General features: G+C 72.4%; 18 protein-coding genes and 1 tRNA gene. 12 read left to right on the forward strand and 7 right to left on the reverse strand.

Annotated features, from left to right (window positions below; genetic code table 11):
* A tRNA-Met gene (locus tag KMS84_RS17260) sits at positions 1 to 73 on the forward strand.
* 100 nt (positions 74 to 173) lie between these two features.
* Here KMS84_RS17260 and KMS84_RS17265 read toward each other — a convergent pair.
* From KMS84_RS17265 to hisN, 3 genes are all read right to left on the reverse strand, one after another.
* A complete protein-coding gene (locus KMS84_RS17265) occupies positions 174 to 590 on the reverse strand; it encodes a Fur family transcriptional regulator (protein WP_256917128.1) in 417 nt (138 codons plus the stop codon).
* A gap of 47 nt (positions 591 to 637) precedes the next feature.
* The gene (locus KMS84_RS17270; protein WP_256917129.1) at positions 638 to 1,075 is read right to left on the reverse strand and encodes a CBS domain-containing protein; all 438 of its coding nucleotides are present in this window, start codon (positions 1,073 to 1,075) and stop codon (positions 638 to 640) included.
* Between the two features lie 162 nt (positions 1,076 to 1,237).
* Positions 1,238 to 2,038, reverse strand: coding sequence for a histidinol-phosphatase (gene hisN, locus KMS84_RS17275; RefSeq protein WP_256917130.1), 801 nt, complete (start codon positions 2,036 to 2,038; stop codon positions 1,238 to 1,240).
* Between the two features lie 168 nt (positions 2,039 to 2,206).
* Here hisN and KMS84_RS17280 point away from each other — a divergent pair, with 168 nt between their 5' ends.
* Entirely contained in the window at positions 2,207 to 2,893 is a 687-nt protein-coding gene (locus KMS84_RS17280) for a TetR/AcrR family transcriptional regulator (protein WP_256917131.1), read from the forward strand.
* Here the strand turns inward: KMS84_RS17280 and KMS84_RS17285 are convergent.
* From KMS84_RS17285 to KMS84_RS17300, 4 genes are all read right to left on the reverse strand, one after another.
* On the reverse strand, positions 2,850 to 3,173 hold the full coding sequence (locus tag KMS84_RS17285; protein ID WP_256917132.1) for a DMT family transporter: 324 nt from the start codon (positions 3,171 to 3,173) through the stop codon (positions 2,850 to 2,852). The two genes, KMS84_RS17280 and KMS84_RS17285, sit on opposite strands and share 44 nt — an antisense overlap.
* Positions 3,174 to 3,281: 108 nt before the next feature.
* Positions 3,282 to 4,292 carry a ribosome small subunit-dependent GTPase A gene (gene rsgA, locus KMS84_RS17290; protein ID WP_256917133.1) on the reverse strand — a complete coding sequence of 337 codons (1,011 nt, stop codon included), beginning with the start codon at positions 4,290 to 4,292 and terminating at the stop codon, positions 3,282 to 3,284.
* Between the two features lie 11 nt (positions 4,293 to 4,303).
* On the reverse strand, positions 4,304 to 5,644 hold the full coding sequence (aroA, locus tag KMS84_RS17295) for a 3-phosphoshikimate 1-carboxyvinyltransferase (protein WP_256917134.1): 1,341 nt from the start codon (positions 5,642 to 5,644) through the stop codon (positions 4,304 to 4,306).
* Between the two features lie 152 nt (positions 5,645 to 5,796).
* Positions 5,797 to 6,519, reverse strand: a complete 723-nt coding sequence (locus KMS84_RS17300; protein WP_256917135.1) for a M50 family metallopeptidase — start codon at positions 6,517 to 6,519, stop codon at positions 5,797 to 5,799.
* Positions 6,520 to 6,569: 50 nt separating this feature from the next.
* Between KMS84_RS17300 and KMS84_RS17305 the strand changes: the two genes are divergently transcribed.
* The 10 genes from KMS84_RS17305 to KMS84_RS17350 all read left to right on the forward strand — a co-directional run bounded on the left by KMS84_RS17305 (position 6,570) and on the right by KMS84_RS17350 (position 16,694).
* Entirely contained in the window at positions 6,570 to 7,385 is an 816-nt protein-coding gene (locus tag KMS84_RS17305) for an SOS response-associated peptidase (RefSeq protein ID WP_256917174.1), read from the forward strand.
* Between the two features lie 191 nt (positions 7,386 to 7,576).
* On the forward strand, positions 7,577 to 8,062 hold the full coding sequence (locus KMS84_RS17310; protein WP_438818946.1) for an alpha/beta hydrolase family protein: 486 nt from the start codon (positions 7,577 to 7,579) through the stop codon (positions 8,060 to 8,062).
* A 312-nt stretch (positions 8,063 to 8,374) separates the two neighbouring features.
* Positions 8,375 to 9,070, forward strand: coding sequence for an RNA polymerase sigma factor SigR (gene sigR, locus KMS84_RS17315; protein WP_256917136.1), 696 nt, complete (start codon positions 8,375 to 8,377; stop codon positions 9,068 to 9,070).
* Positions 9,067 to 9,369, forward strand: coding sequence for a mycothiol system anti-sigma-R factor (gene rsrA / locus KMS84_RS17320; protein ID WP_109002723.1), 303 nt, complete (start codon positions 9,067 to 9,069; stop codon positions 9,367 to 9,369). Before sigR ends, rsrA begins: the two co-directional genes overlap by 4 nt.
* A 144-nt stretch (positions 9,370 to 9,513) precedes the next feature.
* On the forward strand, positions 9,514 to 10,824 hold the full coding sequence (locus KMS84_RS17325) for an HD-GYP domain-containing protein (RefSeq protein WP_256917137.1): 1,311 nt from the start codon (positions 9,514 to 9,516) through the stop codon (positions 10,822 to 10,824).
* Positions 10,821 to 12,092, forward strand: coding sequence for an HD-GYP domain-containing protein (locus KMS84_RS17330; RefSeq protein ID WP_256917138.1), 1,272 nt, complete (start codon positions 10,821 to 10,823; stop codon positions 12,090 to 12,092). The genes KMS84_RS17325 and KMS84_RS17330 overlap by 4 nt, the downstream gene beginning before the upstream one ends.
* A 105-nt stretch (positions 12,093 to 12,197) precedes the next feature.
* Positions 12,198 to 13,178 carry a tetratricopeptide repeat protein gene (locus KMS84_RS17335; protein WP_069771692.1) on the forward strand — a complete coding sequence of 327 codons (981 nt, stop codon included), beginning with the start codon at positions 12,198 to 12,200 and terminating at the stop codon, positions 13,176 to 13,178.
* A gap of 114 nt (positions 13,179 to 13,292) precedes the next feature.
* Positions 13,293 to 13,943: a peptide deformylase gene (def, locus tag KMS84_RS17340; protein ID WP_256917139.1), complete on the forward strand. Its 651-nt coding sequence runs from the start codon at positions 13,293 to 13,295 to the stop codon at positions 13,941 to 13,943.
* 286 nt (positions 13,944 to 14,229) lie between these two features.
* Complete coding sequence (gene cyc1, locus KMS84_RS17345) at positions 14,230 to 15,327, forward strand: epi-isozizaene synthase (RefSeq protein WP_438818947.1); 1,098 nt, start codon at positions 14,230 to 14,232, stop codon at positions 15,325 to 15,327.
* The gene (locus KMS84_RS17350) at positions 15,324 to 16,694 is read left to right on the forward strand and encodes a bifunctional albaflavenone monooxygenase/terpene synthase (protein WP_256917141.1); all 1,371 of its coding nucleotides are present in this window, start codon (positions 15,324 to 15,326) and stop codon (positions 16,692 to 16,694) included. Before cyc1 ends, KMS84_RS17350 begins: the two co-directional genes overlap by 4 nt.
* The last annotated feature ends 8 nt before the right edge of the window (positions 16,695 to 16,702 follow it).

Genomic DNA, 16,702 nt, shown 5'->3' on the forward strand with positions numbered 1-16,702 from the left:
GCGGGGTGGAGCAGCTCGGTAGCTCGCTGGGCTCATAACCCAGAGGTCGCAGGTTCAAATCCTGTCCCCGCTACTGATGGCCGAGGGCCGGAATCCGAAAGGGTTCCGGCCCTCGGTCGTGTGCGCTGCCAGATCGTGCGGGCTGACCCGCGACGGAGTCGGCGGGGCCGGTGTTACGCCGTCGCGCAGGCGGGGCAGAGGCCGCGGTACGTCACCTCGACGTCGGAGACCGTGAAGCCGAAGCGCTCCGAGTCCGGGAGGTCGGCCAGCGGGTTGCCGCTCGGGTGGACGTCCTTGATGGCGCCGCAGCGGGCGCAGACCAGGTGGTGGTGCGGGCGGTGCGCGTTCGGGTCGTACCGCTTGGCGCGCCGGTCGGTGGCCACCTCGAGCACCTCGCCGAGGGAGACCAGTTCGCCGAGCGTGTTGTAGACGGTCGCCCGGGAGATCTCCGGCAGCCGCACGACGGCCCTGGCGTGCACCTCGTCGGCCGTCAGGTGGACGTGTTCGCCGTCGAGCACCTCGGCCACGACGCGCCGCTGCGCGGTCATCCGCCATCCGCGGCCGCGCAGTCGGTCCAGAAGGTCACTCATGGTGCCAGCCTAACAGTCGGGTGACCAGGTCCCGAACGGGTGTGACTTTAGATTCCGGCTTGGCTTGGACCGATTCCACTGTAGGACGGGGTACGGGCTGGGTCGTGGGTGGGAGCCGAGACCCAGCAGCGGATGATGTCGCGCACGGAGACGATGCCGACCGGCGCGTGCCGGTCGAGGACGATCAGGTGGCGGAAGCCGCCGTGGGTCATCGCCCGGGCCGCCTCCTCCAGGGTCCAGGCCGGGGCGGCGAAGACCACGTCCTCCGTGGTGTGGGCGTGGGTGCGTTCGCTGTCCGGATCCTGGCCGAGGGCCACGGAGTCGAGGATGTCGCGCTCGGTGAGGATGCCGATGCCGCCGGCGTCCGGGTCCAGGACGACGGCAGCGCCGACCCGGCGGGCGGCCATCAGGGCGGCGGCCTGGCGGAGGGTGTGTGCGGGACCGATGGTGAGGATCACCGTGCTCATGGCGTCACGGACGAGCATGGCTGAGCCACCTCCTTAAGAATCCCACGCCGCGTGTGCGGGGATTCACAAGTTCACAAGTGGGGGTGCTGTCAGCGTGACAGGTAAAGCCGGGGTCAACAAGGGGGCGCGCGCGTCCAATTGAGGGCGCGCGCGCTCATCTGTGGTGCGGAACGGCGTTCGTCAGTAACGCTGGTTGAGGTGGTCCAGCAGTTCGTCGTGGAGCAGGCCGTTGGAGGCGGCGGCGTTGCCGCTGTGCGGGCCCGGACGTCCGTCGAGGCCCGTGAACGTGCCGCCCGCCTCCGTCACCACGATCGCCGTGGCCGCCATGTCCCAGAGGGAGAGGTCGGGTTCGGCGCACATGTCGATCGAGCCCTCGGCGACCATCATGTACGGCCAGAAGTCGCCGTACGCGCGCGTGCGCCACACCGCGCGGGTGAGGTCCAGGAAGCCGTTGAGCCGTCCGCGCTCCTCCCAGCCGCCGAGCGAGGAGTAGGCGAAGGAGGCGTCCGAGAGGTCGGACACGCGCGAGACGTGCAGCCGGGTCGCGGCGGACAGGCTGCGGCCGCTGTAGGCGCCGTGTCCCTTCGCCGCCCACCAGCGGCGGCCCAGCGCGGGGGCCGAGACGACGCCGACCACGGGCTGGAAGCCGGTCTCCCCGGCCTCCATCAGCGAGATGAGGGTCGCCCACACGGGGACGCCCCGCACGTAGTTCTTCGTGCCGTCGATCGGGTCGATCACCCAGCGGCGCGGGCCGGTGCCCTCGACGCCGTACTCCTCGCCCAGGATCGCGTCCCGCGGGCGGGCCCGCTGGAGCTGGCCGCGGATGAGCTCCTCGGCGGCCTTGTCGGCCTCGCTCACCGGGGTCATGTCCGGTTTCGTCTCGACCTTGAGGTCGAGGGCCTTGAAACGGTCCATGGTCCCGGCGTCGGCGGCGTCCGCGAGGACGTGCGCGAGTCGGAGGTCGTCGAGGTAGTCCGGCATGGGACGAACCGTATCCGGCACGGGCGAGCGGGGGCCACACCGGACCGCGGTACGGACGCCCCGCGGGGCCGGGCGGACCGGCGAGCGTCCCGGTCCCGCCGCGCACCCTTGACAGTGCCCCCTCGCGCGTCAAACCTGGGGCGCAGAGCCGCTCGCCCCCGGGAGGCGATGATGCCTGCAGCGCGGGAATCCCTGCTCGACGCCGCCTTCGCGGCGCTTGCGCTACGGCCGTGGGCCGCGGTGCGGATGGTGGACGTCGCCGTGGCGGCCGGAGTGTCCCGGCAGACGCTGTACAACGAGTTCGGCAGCAAGGACGGCCTGGCGAGGGCCCTGGTCCGGCGCGAGGCCGACGGATACCTCGCCGGGATCGACCGGGCGCTCGCGGTGCACGGCGACGCCCGGGACCGGCTGACCGCCACCGCCGAGTGGACCGTCTCGGCCGCCCGCGACAACGTGCTCGTGCGGGCCGTCCTCACCGGATTCTGGAGCGAACGCCTGCCCACGCCGACGCTCTCGGCGGTCCCCTCGTCCTCGGCCGTGCCGGCGCAGCGGCGGGCGGACGGGCCGCTGCCCTCGCCCGGCGATCTCGTGGGCGCCGTCCGGGACCGGGCGGTGGCGGTGTTCTGCGGTCCCGGCGCGGCCCGGGCCGACGCCGCCGACCTGGCCCGCTGCTGCGAACTCGCCGTCCGTCTCGCACTGTCGTGCGTGGCCGCGCCGCCCGCGGGCGAGGACGGCGTCGCCGACCTGGTGCGCGGGGCCCTGCACCGGCATCTCAGGGGGCAGGGGCCCACGCCCGCCGGCGGGCCGGGTCCTAGTGAGCCGAACCCGACAGTTGCAGCCCGATCACCCCTATGATCACCAGGCTGATCGAGACGATCTTCAGGGTCGACACCAGGTCGCCGAGGAAGACCATGCCGTAGATGGCGGTGCCGGCCGCGCCGATGCCCGTCCACACGGCGTAGGCGGGACCGACGTCCAGCTTCTTCAGGGAGAGGGTCAGCAGACCGAAACTGCCCAGGGCGAAGGCGCAGAAGGCGACCGTCGGCCAGAACCGGGTGAAACCGTGCGACAGCTTGAGGCAGACGGCGAAGCCGGTCTCGAGCATTCCGGCCACGACGACCAGGAGCCACGCCATGTGCTGTCCCTCCGTTTGACCGGCCCGGTCCGGCTCGGTGCGATTATGCACTTGCCGGACTCGGGGCGACGCAAACAACGCGGTGGTCAGTAGGCCGTTCGACGGTGGTCAGTCGCCGTCCGTGCGTTCCCGCGTGGACAGCAGCCGGCGCAGGGAGTACAGCCGCGCCGGGTCGGCGTGACCGTCGGCGACCCACGCGTCCAGCGCGCAGTCCGGCTCGTCGTGACTGCACGCGCGCGGGCAGCCCTCGGTGCCCGGCACCAGGTCGGGGAAGGCGAGGATCACCCGGGACGGGTCGACGTGGTGCAGACCGAAGGAGCGGATGCCCGGGGTGTCGATCACCCAGTCGTCCGTGCCGGCCAGCGGCAGGGCCAGCGCCGAGGTCGTGGTGTGCCGGCCGCGGCCGGTCACCGCGTTGACGTGGCCGGTCACCCGCCGTCGCTCCAGCGGGACCAGCGCGTTGACCAGCGTCGTCTTGCCGACGCCCGAGTGGCCGACGAACGCCGTGGTCCGCCCGGCCAGCAGCTCGCGCACCCGCGCCGCCGCGTCGCCGTTCTCCAGTTCCTCGCGGCTGGTGACGACGTAGGGGATGTCGAGGTCGCCGTACAGCTCCAGCAGCTTGTCCGGGGACGCCAGGTCCGACTTCGTCATGACCAGGAGCGGGGTGAGGCCGCCGTCGAACGCCGCGACCAGACAGCGGTCGATCAGGCGGGGGCGGGGCTCCGGGTCGGCCAGAGCGGTGACGACGGCGAGCTGGTCGGCGTTGGCCACGACGACGCGCTCGTAGGGGTCGTCGTCGTCCGCGGTGCGGCGCAGCACCGAGGTGCGCTCGGCGATGCGGACGATGCGCGCCAGGGTGTCCTTCTTGCCGGACAGGTCGCCGACCAGGGCGACCCGGTCGCCGACCACCGCGGCCTTGCGGCCCAGTTCCCGGGCCTTCATCGCGACGACGATCCGGTCGTCGACCAGGCAGGTCAGCCGGCCCCGGTCGACGGTGAGGACCATGCCGTCGGCGGCGTCCTCGTGCTTGGGGCGGGTGTGCGTACGAGGCCGGTTGCCCTTGCGGTTGGGGCGGCTGCGGATGTCGTCCTCGTCGGTGTGCTTGCCGTAGCGGCGCATGGCGAAAGTCCCTATACCCCGAGCATCCCGGTCCACAGTTCGGGGAAGTCCGGCAGCGTCTTCGCCGTCGTCGCCACGTTCTCGATCTGGATGCCCGCCACGGCCAGGCCGAGGATCGCGCCGGCCGTCGCCATGCGGTGGTCGTCGTAGGTGTGGAAGACACCGCCGTGCAGCCGGCGCGGCCGGATGTGCAGACCGTCGGCCGTCTCCGTGACGTCGCCGCCGAGCTCGTTGATCTCCTTGGTCAGCGCGGCCAGCCGGTCCGTCTCGTGGAGCCGCAGATGGGCCACGCCCCGCAGGGTGGACGGGGAGTCGGCGAGGGCGGCGACCGCGGCGATGCCGGGGGTCAGCTCGCCGACGTCGCCGAGGTCGACGTCGATGCCGTGGATCGAACCCGAACCGGTGAAGACCAGTCCGTAGTCGGCCAGTTCGCAGGAACCGCCCATCTCGGTGAAGATCTCGCGCAGCCGGTCACCCGGCTGGGTGGTGCGGGCCGGCCAGTCCGGGACGAGCACCCGCCCGCCGGTCACCAGCGCCGCCGCCAGGAACGGCTGGGCGTTGGACAGGTCCGGCTCGACGGTCAGGTCCCGGCCGAGCAGGGCGCCCGGCGTGACCCGCCAGACGTTCGGCTCGCCGCCCGACTCCGGGCTGTCCACCTGCGCGCCCACCGCGCGCAGCATGTCCACCGTCATCCGGATGTGCGGCGCGGACGGCAGCGAGGAGCCGGTGTGCCGGACCTCCACGCCCTGGTTGAAGCGCGGCGCAGAGAGCAGCAGCGCCGACACGAACTGCGACGACGACGAGGCGTCGATCTCGACCGTGCCGCCGTCCAGCCCGCCCGAGCCGTGCACGGTCAGCGGCAGCGCGCCGCGGTCGTCGTCGTCGATGCGCGCGCCGAGCACGCGCAGCGCGTCGATGACGCCGTTCAGGGGCCGCTCGTACGCGCGCGGGTCGCCGTCGAAGCGGACGGGGCCGTCGGCGAGGGCGGCGACCGGCGGCAGGAAGCGCATCACGGTGCCCGCGTTGCCGACGTCGACGGTGGCGGGCCCGCGCAGGCCCGCGGGCAGGACGCGCCAGGCCTCGCCGGCGCGGTCCGGACCGGCTGCCACGGAGGAGCTGGACGAGACCGTCTCCTCGATGCCGACGCCCATCTCGCGCAGCGCGGCCGCCATCAGCAGGGTGTCGCGCGAGCGCAGCGGGCGGCGCAGCCAGCCCGGCTCGGAGGCGAGCGCCGCGAGGACGAGGGCGCGGTTGGTGACGGACTTCGACCCCGGCACGTGGACCGTCGCGTCGACGGCCTCGCTCGCGTGCGGGGCGGGCCAGAGGGCGGTGTGGGCGGGGTTCACGGGCATGCGCCCACTTTAGTCCGCGGCCGGGATCCGGGTGCGTCGCCGTCCGGCCCGCCCGGGCGCCGCGGCCCGTCCCCGACGAGGTCCCCGCGGCCCGCTCCCGTCACGCGCTCCCGTCACCCGGTCCCGTGCCCCGCGAGGCGCGCCCGGGCCGGTCACAGCCCGAGCAGCCACCTGCCGCCGCCGAGCAGCGCGCACAGGCTCACCGCGTGGAACAGGAACAGCCACAGGACGGCCGGCACATGGGTCAGGCGGGACAGCTGGTCCGCGTCGGAGTCGCCCGCGCCGCCGCGTGCGCGCTTCGCCTGGAGCTCGAAGGCCGGCCGCACGCCGCCCAGCAGCAGGAACCACACCACCGCGTACGCGAAGGCCGCCTGCACCTGGGGGCCGGCCAGCCAGGACACGAGCAGGAAGGCGCCGCCGGTGACGACGACGGTCAGCGCGCCGTACGCGTTGCGGATCATCACCAGCATCGCCAGCAGCAGCGCCGTCGCGACCCAGAGCAGCAGGGTGATGCGTCCGGCGCCCAGCAGGGCCGCGCCGCCCAGGCCGAGCAGCGGGGGAGCGGTGTAGCCGGCCGCCGCGGTGAGGATCATGCCGAGCCCGTGCGGCTTGCCCCGGCTGACGGTCAGGCCGCTGGTGTCGGAGTGCAGGCGTATCCCGGTCAGCTGACGCCCGGTCAACAGCGCGACCAGACCGTGGCCGCCCTCGTGGGCGATGGTGATGGCGTTGCGGGAGAGCCGCCACAGGCTGTGCGGCACGACGACCGCGAGGGCCGCCACGGCGGTGGCGATCACCACCCACAGGTCGGGGTCGGTCTGGGTGCCGACGAGCCGGTCCCACAGATCGGGCAGCGCGAGGGCGGCGGTGCTCTCCATAGTGTCGGGTGGCTCCCGTTCTCTCCGAGGAGTCTGGCAGTGTGGCACGTATGTGCGGACGGTATGCAGCGAGTCGCAGGCCCGAGGATCTCGCAGGAACCTTTGAGATCGAGACCTGGGAGCCCCTGGAGGCCCTCGAGCCCGATTACAACGTGGCGCCGACCAAGGAGGTCTACGCCGTCCTGGACCGCCCCCTGAAGGACGCCGACGACAAGCGCCCGGTTCGCCAGCTGCGCCGGCTGAAGTGGGGGCTGGTCCCGTCCTGGTCGAAGACGCCCGAGGGCGCGGCGCGCATGATCAACGCCCGTGCCGAGACCGTCCACGAGAAGCCGTCGTACCGGCGGGCCTTCTCCGCCCGGCGCTGCATCCTGCCCGCCGACGGCTACTACGAGTGGGTCACCGGCGTCCAGGAGCGGGACCTGGAGGTGGAGGGGAAGAAGAAGCGGCCCCGCAAGCAGCCGTACTTCGTGCTGCCGGCCGACGGCTCCGTCTTCGCCATGGCGGGCCTGTACGAGTTCTGGCGCGACCGCACCCTGCCCGACGACCATCCGCAGGCCTGGTGGGCGACCTGCTCGGTGATCACCACCGAGGCCGAGACGTCCCCGCTGGCCGTGGCCCCCGCCGACGGACCGCACGTCCTGGCCGACATCCACCCGCGGATGCCGCTGATGCTCACCCCGGACCGCTGGGACGCCTGGCTCGACCCGTCGCGCACGGACGCCGACGGCCTGCGCTCGCTCCTCGAACCCCCGCCGGCCGGGATGATGCGCGCCTACCCGGTGTCCACGGCCGTCAGCAACGTCCGCAACAACGGGCCGGAGCTGCTGAAGGAGCTGGAGGGGCCCGAGGAGGGCACACTCTTCTGATGTGACGAACGAGACGGACGCGACCGACCGGGACGCAGGGACCGACGTGCCGGACGTGCCGGACGCGACACGGGTGACCCGGGCGACCCGCGAGACGGTCGAGACGGTCGAGACCGAGGCGGGCACCGCCCGCGTCACCTGGCGCCGGCGGCGGCGTCGAGGCCCGGGACCTCCAGGCACTGGCGGACGTCCTGCCCCGGCACGGCGTCGCCGTCGCCCTCGTCGAGCAGCCCTGGCGTGTGGCCGGCAAGAAGATCGCGCCCGCCCCGAAGACCCTCGACGCCGGCTGGCGCGGGATCTGGCCGGCCGTCGTCGCGCCCGGGCTGCCGGTGATCGCCGCGGGACGGTCGGCGGGCGCACGGGTGGCCTGCCGCACCGCGACGGAACTCGGCGCCCACGCCGTGCTGGCGCTGAGCTTCCCGCTGCACCCGCCGGGCCGGCCGGAGCGCTCGCGCGCGGCCGAGCTGCTCGGGGCCGGGCGGCCGACGCTCGTCGTCCAGGGGGCCAACGACCCCTTCGGCAGGCCCGAGGAGTTCCCCGACGGCGGGTACGAACTCGTGGAAGTTCCTTACGGGGACCACGGGTTCGCCGTGCCCAAGCGCGCCCCCGTCACCCAGGAGCAGGCGCTGGACGTCATCACCGCCGGGGTCGTGCGGTGGGCCGGGTCACTCATGTGAACGGCCGGGAATGTGCGGGAGGCGGGTGCTGTTGTGGCGGACAGAGGCGCTGAGAGACAGGCGCCGACGTCAGTGGGAGAGGAAGTCCGCCGCATGGGTTCGACCATCTGCCCGCCCGCCACCCATCTCCACCCGGTGGACGGGCTTCGCCCGGCAGAGTCCGATTCGGGCCGCAGCAGCCGCGCCGACCTGGACTGGACGGTGCTGCATGCGGCCAAGGCCACGCCTATTCGAGCGGCGGCCGGCACGGGTAGTCGTCTATCCTCCGATTCGAGTGGGATCGCTTTCGGTTCCGCCCGCGATCTTGAGGAGGTGGGTCCGGTCACCGGTACCGACGCAGGGACCGACAACGGCCAGGCGGAGCTGCCCGAGGGCCAGGGCACGAGCGCGCAGACCGGCGCGGAGTCCTCCGCCGAGCGCACCGCGCGCTTCGAACGGGACGCGCTCGAGTTCCTCGACCAGATGTACTCGGCCGCGCTGCGCATGACGCGCAACCCCGCGGACGCCGAGGACTTGGTGCAGGAGACGTACGCCAAGGCGTACGCGTCCTTCCACCAGTTCCGGGAGGGCACCAACCTCAAGGCCTGGCTGTACCGGATCCTCACCAACACCTTCATCAACTCGTACCGCAAGAAGCAGCGCGAGCCCCAGCGCTCCGCGGCCGAGGAGATCGAGGACTGGCAGCTGGCGCGCGCCGAGTCGCACATGTCCACCGGTCTGCGCTCCGCCGAGTCGCAGGCGCTGGACCACCTGCCCGACTCCGACGTCAAGGAAGCGCTCCAGGCCATTCCGGAGGAGTTCCGGATCGCCGTGTATCTCGCGGACGTGGAGGGCTTTGCGTACAAGGAGATCGCGGACATCATGGGGACACCCATCGGCACGGTGATGTCCCGGCTGCACCGGGGCCGCCGTCAACTGCGCGGCATGCTGGAGGACTACGCCCGCGAGCGCGGACTGGTCCCGGCCGGCGCCGGAGAGTCGAACGAAGCGAAAGGTTCGGGCTCATGAGCTGCGGAGATCCGCACGAGACGGACTGCAGTGAGGTCCTCGACCACCTGTACGAGTATCTCGACAGCGAGATGCCGCCACTGGACCGGGACAAGTTCCAGCACCACTTCGAGGAATGCTCCCCCTGCCTGGAGAAGTACGGGCTGGAGGAGGCCGTGAAGAAGCTGGTCAAGCGGTGCTGCGGGCATGACGACGTGCCGAGCGACCTGCGGGCCAAGGTCCTCGGGCGGCTGGATCTCATCCGTACCGGCCAGGCCGTCCCCGAGCACGACGTGACGGCCGCGCCGCAGGAGTCCTGACCCCCGCGGCACCCGGGTCCCGCGCGGGTCCCGGCCGCCGTCCGCATCACCCGAATGTGCTAATCCGCGGGTGATACGCCCGCGAAGCCACCCCCGGCCGTCCTAGGCTCCTGAGCCCGGACAGGCACGGCTGGGGGAGGCGGCATGGAGGGGATTCCGGCGCGGGCACGCGGATACGTCGCCTGTGCCGCCCTCGGCGCGCTGCTCTGTCTGTTCCCCCTGTCGGACGGACGGACCCCCTGGTGGGCCGTCGCCCTGCTCGCCGCCCTGTACGCCGGGGGCGAGCAGATCGCCCGGCGCCGGTTCGCCGGCACCTTCCACCCCGTGCTGCTCGCCGGGGCCTTCCTGCTCGCACCGTCCGCGGCCGCCCTCGTGCCGCTGCCCGGAGCGCTCTTCTCGCACGTCGAGCAGCCCCCCGCCGCCCTGCGCCGGATCTGGCGGGCCGCCCAGTCGGCCCTCGCCGTGTGGGCCGCGTCCCGGGTGCACGGGGCGCTCGGCGGCCGGGAGGCCGTCGCCGGCTGTGACGTGCCCTTCGCCCTCGCACCGGCCGGCGCCGCCGTGCTGGTGTTCTGCGCCGCGCTCGCCCTCCTCGACGGCGGGATGCTCGCGCTCGCCGAGGGACTGCCCCTGCGGCAGGCCTGCCGCGGACTGTTCCTGCGCTCCCTGGCGCCCCTCGCCGTGCACGGGCTGGCCGGGCTGATGACGGCCGTGCTCTGGCTCAGCCCCTACGGCCCGGTGGCCGCCCTGCTCGTGCTGTTCCCGATGGGCGTGTCCTGGTGGGTGTTCGCGCAGTACCACCGGGAGCGCGCCGCCCACCAGGCGACGATCCGCGCGCTGGTGCAGGCCGTCGACATCAAGGACGGCTACACCCGCGGACACAGCGAACGCGTCGGCCAGGCCTCGATGATGATCGCCCGCGAACTCGGCATGGACGAGACCCGCGTCGAGATGCTCCGCTTCGCCGGCATCCTGCACGACGTCGGCAAACTCGGCGTCCCCACCCGGCTGTTGCGCAAGAACGGGCCCCTGACCCCCGAGGAGCGGCGGGTGATCGAGCTGCACCCCGAGTACGGGCACGAGATCACCCGGGGCATCTCCTTCCTCGGCGAGGCGCGTTCGGCGATCCTGCACCACCACGAACGCATCGACGGCACCGGCTACCCGTACGGTCTGGCGGGCGCGCAGATTCCGGAGCCCGCGCGCGTGGTCGCCGTCGCGGACGCCTTCGACGCGATGACGTCCACCCGGTCCTACAGCCGCGCCCGGCCGGTCGAGGCGGCCCTGGAGGAACTGCGCCGGTGCGCCGGAGCCCACTTCGACCCCCGGATGGTCACGGCGCTGACCCGCGTCGTCGAACGCGACGGCTGGCGTCCGGTCGTGACCGCCGAGGAGAGCCGTCCCGCGGTTCCCGCCCCCGCGCGGCCGTCCGGCGACCGGTCGAGGGCGCGCCGATGACCTCGCGCCGCGCCCTCCTCGCCCTGCGCGCCGCCGCCGCCCTCCTCGTCGCCGTCTGCCTTCTCGTCACGTGTGCGACCGGGGTGGACCAGCGGCCCATGGCGCTCGCCTTCGGCGTCCTCGTCGCCGTCGGCGAGCTGCCCCTGCTGGACCCCCGGCTCCTGCCGGTGGAGACGCCCGCCGACGGGCCCGGGCCGCGCGAGCGCGCGCCGCTCGGCGCGGCCGGCGCGCTGGCGTACGCGCTGGTCGGAGAGCACGCCGGCCACCCCACCCACCACGGGGTCGCCCAGGTCGTCGTGGTCGTCGCGACCGCCTCCCTGCTGGGCGGCGTGCCCTACCTGGCGCGCGGCGAGGGCCCCGTCGCCGACCACCTGGTCCGGCGCGTCCTCGCGGTCGGGTTCGCCGCCGTCTGCTTCCAGCCCCTCTACAACCGCGGGGTGTTCGACGCCTGGAGCGGTCCCGCCTACGCGCTGCTGCTCCTCGCGCTGCTGGTCCTGACCGTCCTGTGCGACGCCGTCGTCGCGGCCGCCCTCGCCGCCTCCCGCACCGGCTGGCCGTTCGCCCCGATGCTGCGGGACGAACTGCGGGCGGTGCCCGGGATCGGTTCGGCGGTGTGCGCGACGGGCGCGGTGATGGCGCTCGCGGTCGCCGTGGTGGGCCTGTGGGCGCTGCCGGTGTTCTCGGTGCCGCTGCTGCTCACCCAGCTGTCCCTGCGCCGTTACGCGGCCGTGCGGGCCACCTACCGGCAGACCATCGCCTCCCTGGCGCGCGCCACCGAGATCGCCGGGTACACCCCGGCCGGGCACGCCCGCCGGGTCGCGGCCCTGAGCCAGGCCGTGGGCCGCGACCTGCGGCTGCCCGAGCCCGACCTGACCGTCCTGGAGTACGCGGCCCTCATGCACGACATCGGCCAGCTCAGCCTCGTCGACCCGGTCCCGGCCGGGGCCACCGCCGGGCTGCCGAGCGCCGAGCAGCGCCGGATCGCCCTGCTCGGCGGGGCCGTCGTCCGCCAGACCGGGGCGAGCGCCCAGGTGGCGGCGGTGGTGGAGCGACAGGCCGATCCCTACCCGGAGCAGCCGCTGGCGGCCCGCATCGTCCGCGTGGTGAACGCATACGACGAGAAGGTTCGGGGCAGCAGTCCCGGCGGGGCCCTCGGCGCCCTGGAGGAGCTGCGGCTGGGCACCGGCGGGGAGTACGCGCCCGAGGTGGTCGAGGCGCTGGCCAGGGTGCTGTCGAAAGGCCGTCTGACCTTGCCCGCGGGTGGGTAACCCATGGGTAATGAGCGGCCCCGCGGCCACACGTGGTTGGATGCGAGGGAGAGAGTGTCCGGGGGCACTGGCCAGCCCACAGAACGGAACTGGCAGGCGGGAATCGTGAGGATCTTCGGCAAGGGACGGCACCGGCCCTCCGCCTCCTGGCGGCAGGCCACCGATCGCGCGTTCACGCTGATCGGCGACGGGCGGTACGAGGACGCGGGTGCGCTGCTGACACGTGCCGCCGACCTGGAACCCTGGCTGTCGGAGTCCTGGTTCAACCTCGCCCTGCTGCACAAGTTCCGCCACGACTGGGAGCAGGCCCGCACGGCGGGTCTGCGGGCCGTCGCGCTGCTCGACCGCGGGGCCGGGGCCCCCGACTGGTGGAACGTCGGCATCGCCGCCACGGCGTTGCAGGACTGGCCGCTGGCCCGCCGCGCCTGGCAGGCGTACGGGCTGCACGTGCCCGGTGAGGCCACCGGCGCGGGCGAGCCCCTCGGCATGGAGCTGGGCAGCGCGGCCGTGCGGCTGTCGCCCGAGGGCGAGGCCGAGGTGGTGTGGGGGCGGCGGCTGGACCCGGCCCGCATCGAGGTGCTGTCGATCCCGCTGCCCTCCTCCGGGCGGCGCTGGGGCGAGGTCGTGCTGCACGACGGGGTGCCGCACGGCGAGCGGACCACCTCGACGGGCCACTCCTATCCGGTCTTCGACGAGATCGAGCTGTGGGCCCCGTCCCCGGTGCCGACCTGGGTGGTCCTGCTGGAGGCGGCCACCGAGTCGGACCGGGACGCGCTGGAGCAGCTGGCCGCGGACGCCGGCTTCGCGGCGGAGGACTGGTCCTCGTCGGTGCGGCTGCTGTGCCGGATGTGCTCGGAGTCGCGGATGCCCTCCGACGAGGGCGACGGCGAGCACCTGGACCCCCACGACCACAGCGAGCCGGGGCATCCGGGCCCGCTCGGCCATCGCACCGACGGGCAGCTGTGGGTTCCCGAGAGGGAGTGCGGGGTGGCCGCCCCGGCCTCGCTCGTGCGGGGCCTGCTGGACGGATGGGTCGCCGACAGTCCCGATTCGAGGGACTGGCGGGATCTCGAAGAGGTGTGCTGACGCGCCGCTCGGCGGAGCCCCGGTGGACGGCGGCCCGCGCTGCGACGGGGTGCGCTGCCCGTACCCTGTATCGAGCATTCACCCCCTGTCTGTTTGAGGAAGGCATCGTCGGTCATGGCCCAGCAGGACACCGATCAGCAGCACGCGGGCGTGCTCCCCGTGGACGACGAGGGCTTCGTCATCGACACCGAGAAGACGCAGGAGCGCGAGCTGGCCTGGCGCGAGGCCGGCACCTCGCGGCCGATCACCGTCGTCGGGAACCCGGTGCTGCACAAGGAGTGCGACGACGTCACCGCGTTCGACGAGGAACTGCGGCAGCTGGTCGCGGACATGTTCGCCTCGCAGCACACCGCCGAGGGCGTGGGCCTGGCCGCCAACCAGATCGGCGTCGGCCTGAAGGTGTTCGTCTACGACTGCCCCGACGACGAGGGCGTCCGGCACACCGGCGTCGTCTGCAACCCCCGCCTGGTCGAACTGCCCGCCGACCGGCGACGGCTGGACGACAGCAGCGAGGGCTGTCTGTCGGTGCCGACCGCCTACGCGCCGCTCGCCCGCCCCGACTACGCCGAGGTCACCGGGCAGGACGAGCACGGCAACCCGATCAAGGTGCGGGGCACCGGGTACTTCGCACGGTGTTTGCAGCACGAGACGGATCACCTGTACGGGTACCTGTACATCGACCGGCTGTCCAAGCGGGAGCGCAAGGACGCCCTGCGGCAGATGGCCGAGAACGAGCCCCGCTACCCCGTGGTGGCCAACGACTGAGTGCGGCACACACCCACGCGACGCCTGGCCGGGACGCCCCCCGGCCAGGCGTCGTTCGTGTGTCCGTAGGACGTTCGATCGTTTACGCACACCTACCGCACATCTGCTGATCCATAACCAGTCACCCGGGGGCGGATTCTCAGCATCTTGGGGTAGTGAATGAAGCAAATCCGTTCCCAGAACGGTCAGTTGTAGTGCTGAATGGGAAGAGCGGGGATACGCAACGGCGCACGCCCGGCACGGCGGGAGGGGTGTGCGCCCACTGGCGGCTGAGAGGGGTTGTTTCGTGCCAGCTTTCCCATACAGCACCACATACAGCACCACTGCGACGGTGACCGCGCCCGCGGTCCCTCCCTCGCTCTCTCTTCCGGTCATCGAGGCGGCGTTTCCCCGGCAACTGCATCCGTATTGGCCCCGGTTGCAGGAGAGGACCCGCTCCTGGCTGCTGGAAAAGCGGTTGATGCCGGCGGACAAGGTCGCCGAATATGCCGACGGCCTGTGCTATACGGACTTGATGGCGGGCTACTACCTCGGCGCGCCCGACGAGGTCATGCAGGCCATCGCGGACTACAGCGCATGGTTCTTCGTCTGGGACGACCGGCACGACCGTGACGTCGTCCACGGCCGGGCCTCCTCCTGGCGGCGACTCAGGTTCCGCTTGCACGCGGCTCTGGACTCCCCGGGAGCTCATCTGCGCCATCCGGACCCGCTGGTCGCCGGACTCGCGGACTCGGTGACCCGGCTGTTCTCCTTCCTCCCCGGCACCTGGAACGCGCGGTTCGCCCGTCACTTCCACACCGTGATCGAGGCGTACGACCGTGAATTCCGCAACCGCGTGGAAGGGCGCATTCCCGGCGTCGAGGAATATCTCGCGCTGCGCCGGCTGACCTTCGCGCACTGGATCTGGACCGATCTGCTGGAACCGAGCGCCGGTTGTGAACTCCCGGCCTCGGTGCGCAAACACCCGGCCTATCGGCGGGCGGCCCTGCTCAGTCAGGAATTCGCCGCCTGGTACAACGACCTCTGCTCACTGCCCAAGGAACTGGCGGGGGACGAGGTGCACAATCTCGGAATCTCCCTCATCACCCACGAGGGAATGACCCTGGAACAGGCGGTCGACGATCTCCGCCGCCGCATCGACGCATGCATTGCGGAATTCATGGTCGTCGAGAAGGACGTTCTGCTCCTCGCCGACCGGCTCGACGACGGGACAGTGCGCGGAAGGGAATTATCCGCCGCCGTCAGGGCCTGCCTCGGCAATATGCGCAACTGGTTCAGTTCCGTCTACTGGTTCCACCACGAGTCCGGCCGTTACATGGTCGACAGCTGGGACGACCGGTCCACGCCCCCGTACGTCAACAACGAAGCGGCAGGTGAGAAATGACCGTCGAGTCGGTGAAGCCCGTGACCCCCGGGACCGGGGAACCGAGTGAGCCACCGGTGGCCGGTGGCGGGGTTCCGCTCCTCGGGCACGGCTGGAAGCTCGCCCGCGACCCCCTGGCCTTCATGGCCCGGCTGCGCGACCACGGCGACGTCGTGCGCCTCAGGCTCGGCCCCAAGACGGTGTACGCCGTCACCTCGCCGGAGCTCACCGGAGCCCTGGCGCTCAGCCCGGACTACATCATCTCGGGGCCCCTGTGGGAGACCCTGGAGAGCCTGCTCGGCAAGGAGGGCGTGGCCACGGCCAACGGGCCGCTCCACCGCCGCCAGCGGCGCACGATCCAGCCCGCGTTCCGGCTCGACGCCCTGCCGGGCTACGGGCCGATCATGGAGGAGGAGGCCCACGCGCTCGTCGGGCGCTGGTCCAGGGGCGAGGTCCTCGACGTCACCGCCGAGGCCTTCCGGGTGTCCGTGCGCATCTCGGCCCGCTGCCTGATGCGCGGCAGCTACATGGACGCCCGCTCCGAGCGCATCACCGCCGCGCTGGCCACCCTGTTCGCCGGCATGTACCAGCGCATGGTCGTGCCGCTCGGGCCGCTTTACCGGGTGCCGGTTCCGGCCAACCGCGAATTCAACCGGGCGCTGGCCGATCTGCACCGGCTGGTGGACGAGATCGTCGCCGACCGCAGGGCATCCGGTCAAAAACCGAACGATTTGCTGACGGCTTTGCTCGAGGCCGAGGACGAGAATGGCGAACCGATCGGTGAACAGGAGATCCACGACCAGGTCGTCGCGATGCTCACCCCGGGCAGCGAAACCGCCGGCTCAGTGGTCATGTCGTTGCTCCATGTGCTCACCGAGCACCCGGATCAGGTGGACAAGATCCGCGAAGAGGTGAAAAACGTTGTCGGCGACCGGCCGGTCGCATTCGCCGACGTCCGAAAGCTCCAGCACACCGCCAATGTCGTCGTCGAGACCATGCGGCTGTATCCCGCCGTATGGATATTGACCCGGCGCGCGGTGACCGACACGGAGCTCGGCGGATACCGCATTCCGGCCGGAGCCGACATCGTGTACAGCCCGTACGCGGTGCAGCGCGATCCGCGGTCCTACGAGCGCCACACGGAGTTCGACCCCGACCGCTGGCTGCCCGGCGGCTCCCCGAACCTGCCGAAATACGCCATGACCCCGTTCGGCGTGGGCAACCGCAAGTGCCCGAGCGACCACTTCTCGATGGCCGAGCTGACGCTGATCACGGCGGTGGTGGCGAACGCGTTCCGCTTCGAGCCGGCGCCCGGCTCGGACAACCGGACGCACGTCGGCATCACGCTGCGGCCGCGCCGGCTGCTGCTGCGGGCGATACCGGGGTGAGCGCCCCG

This window comes from Streptomyces hilarionis (assembly GCF_024539675.1).
Lineage (GTDB): Bacteria > Actinomycetota > Actinomycetes > Streptomycetales > Streptomycetaceae > Streptomyces > Streptomyces hilarionis.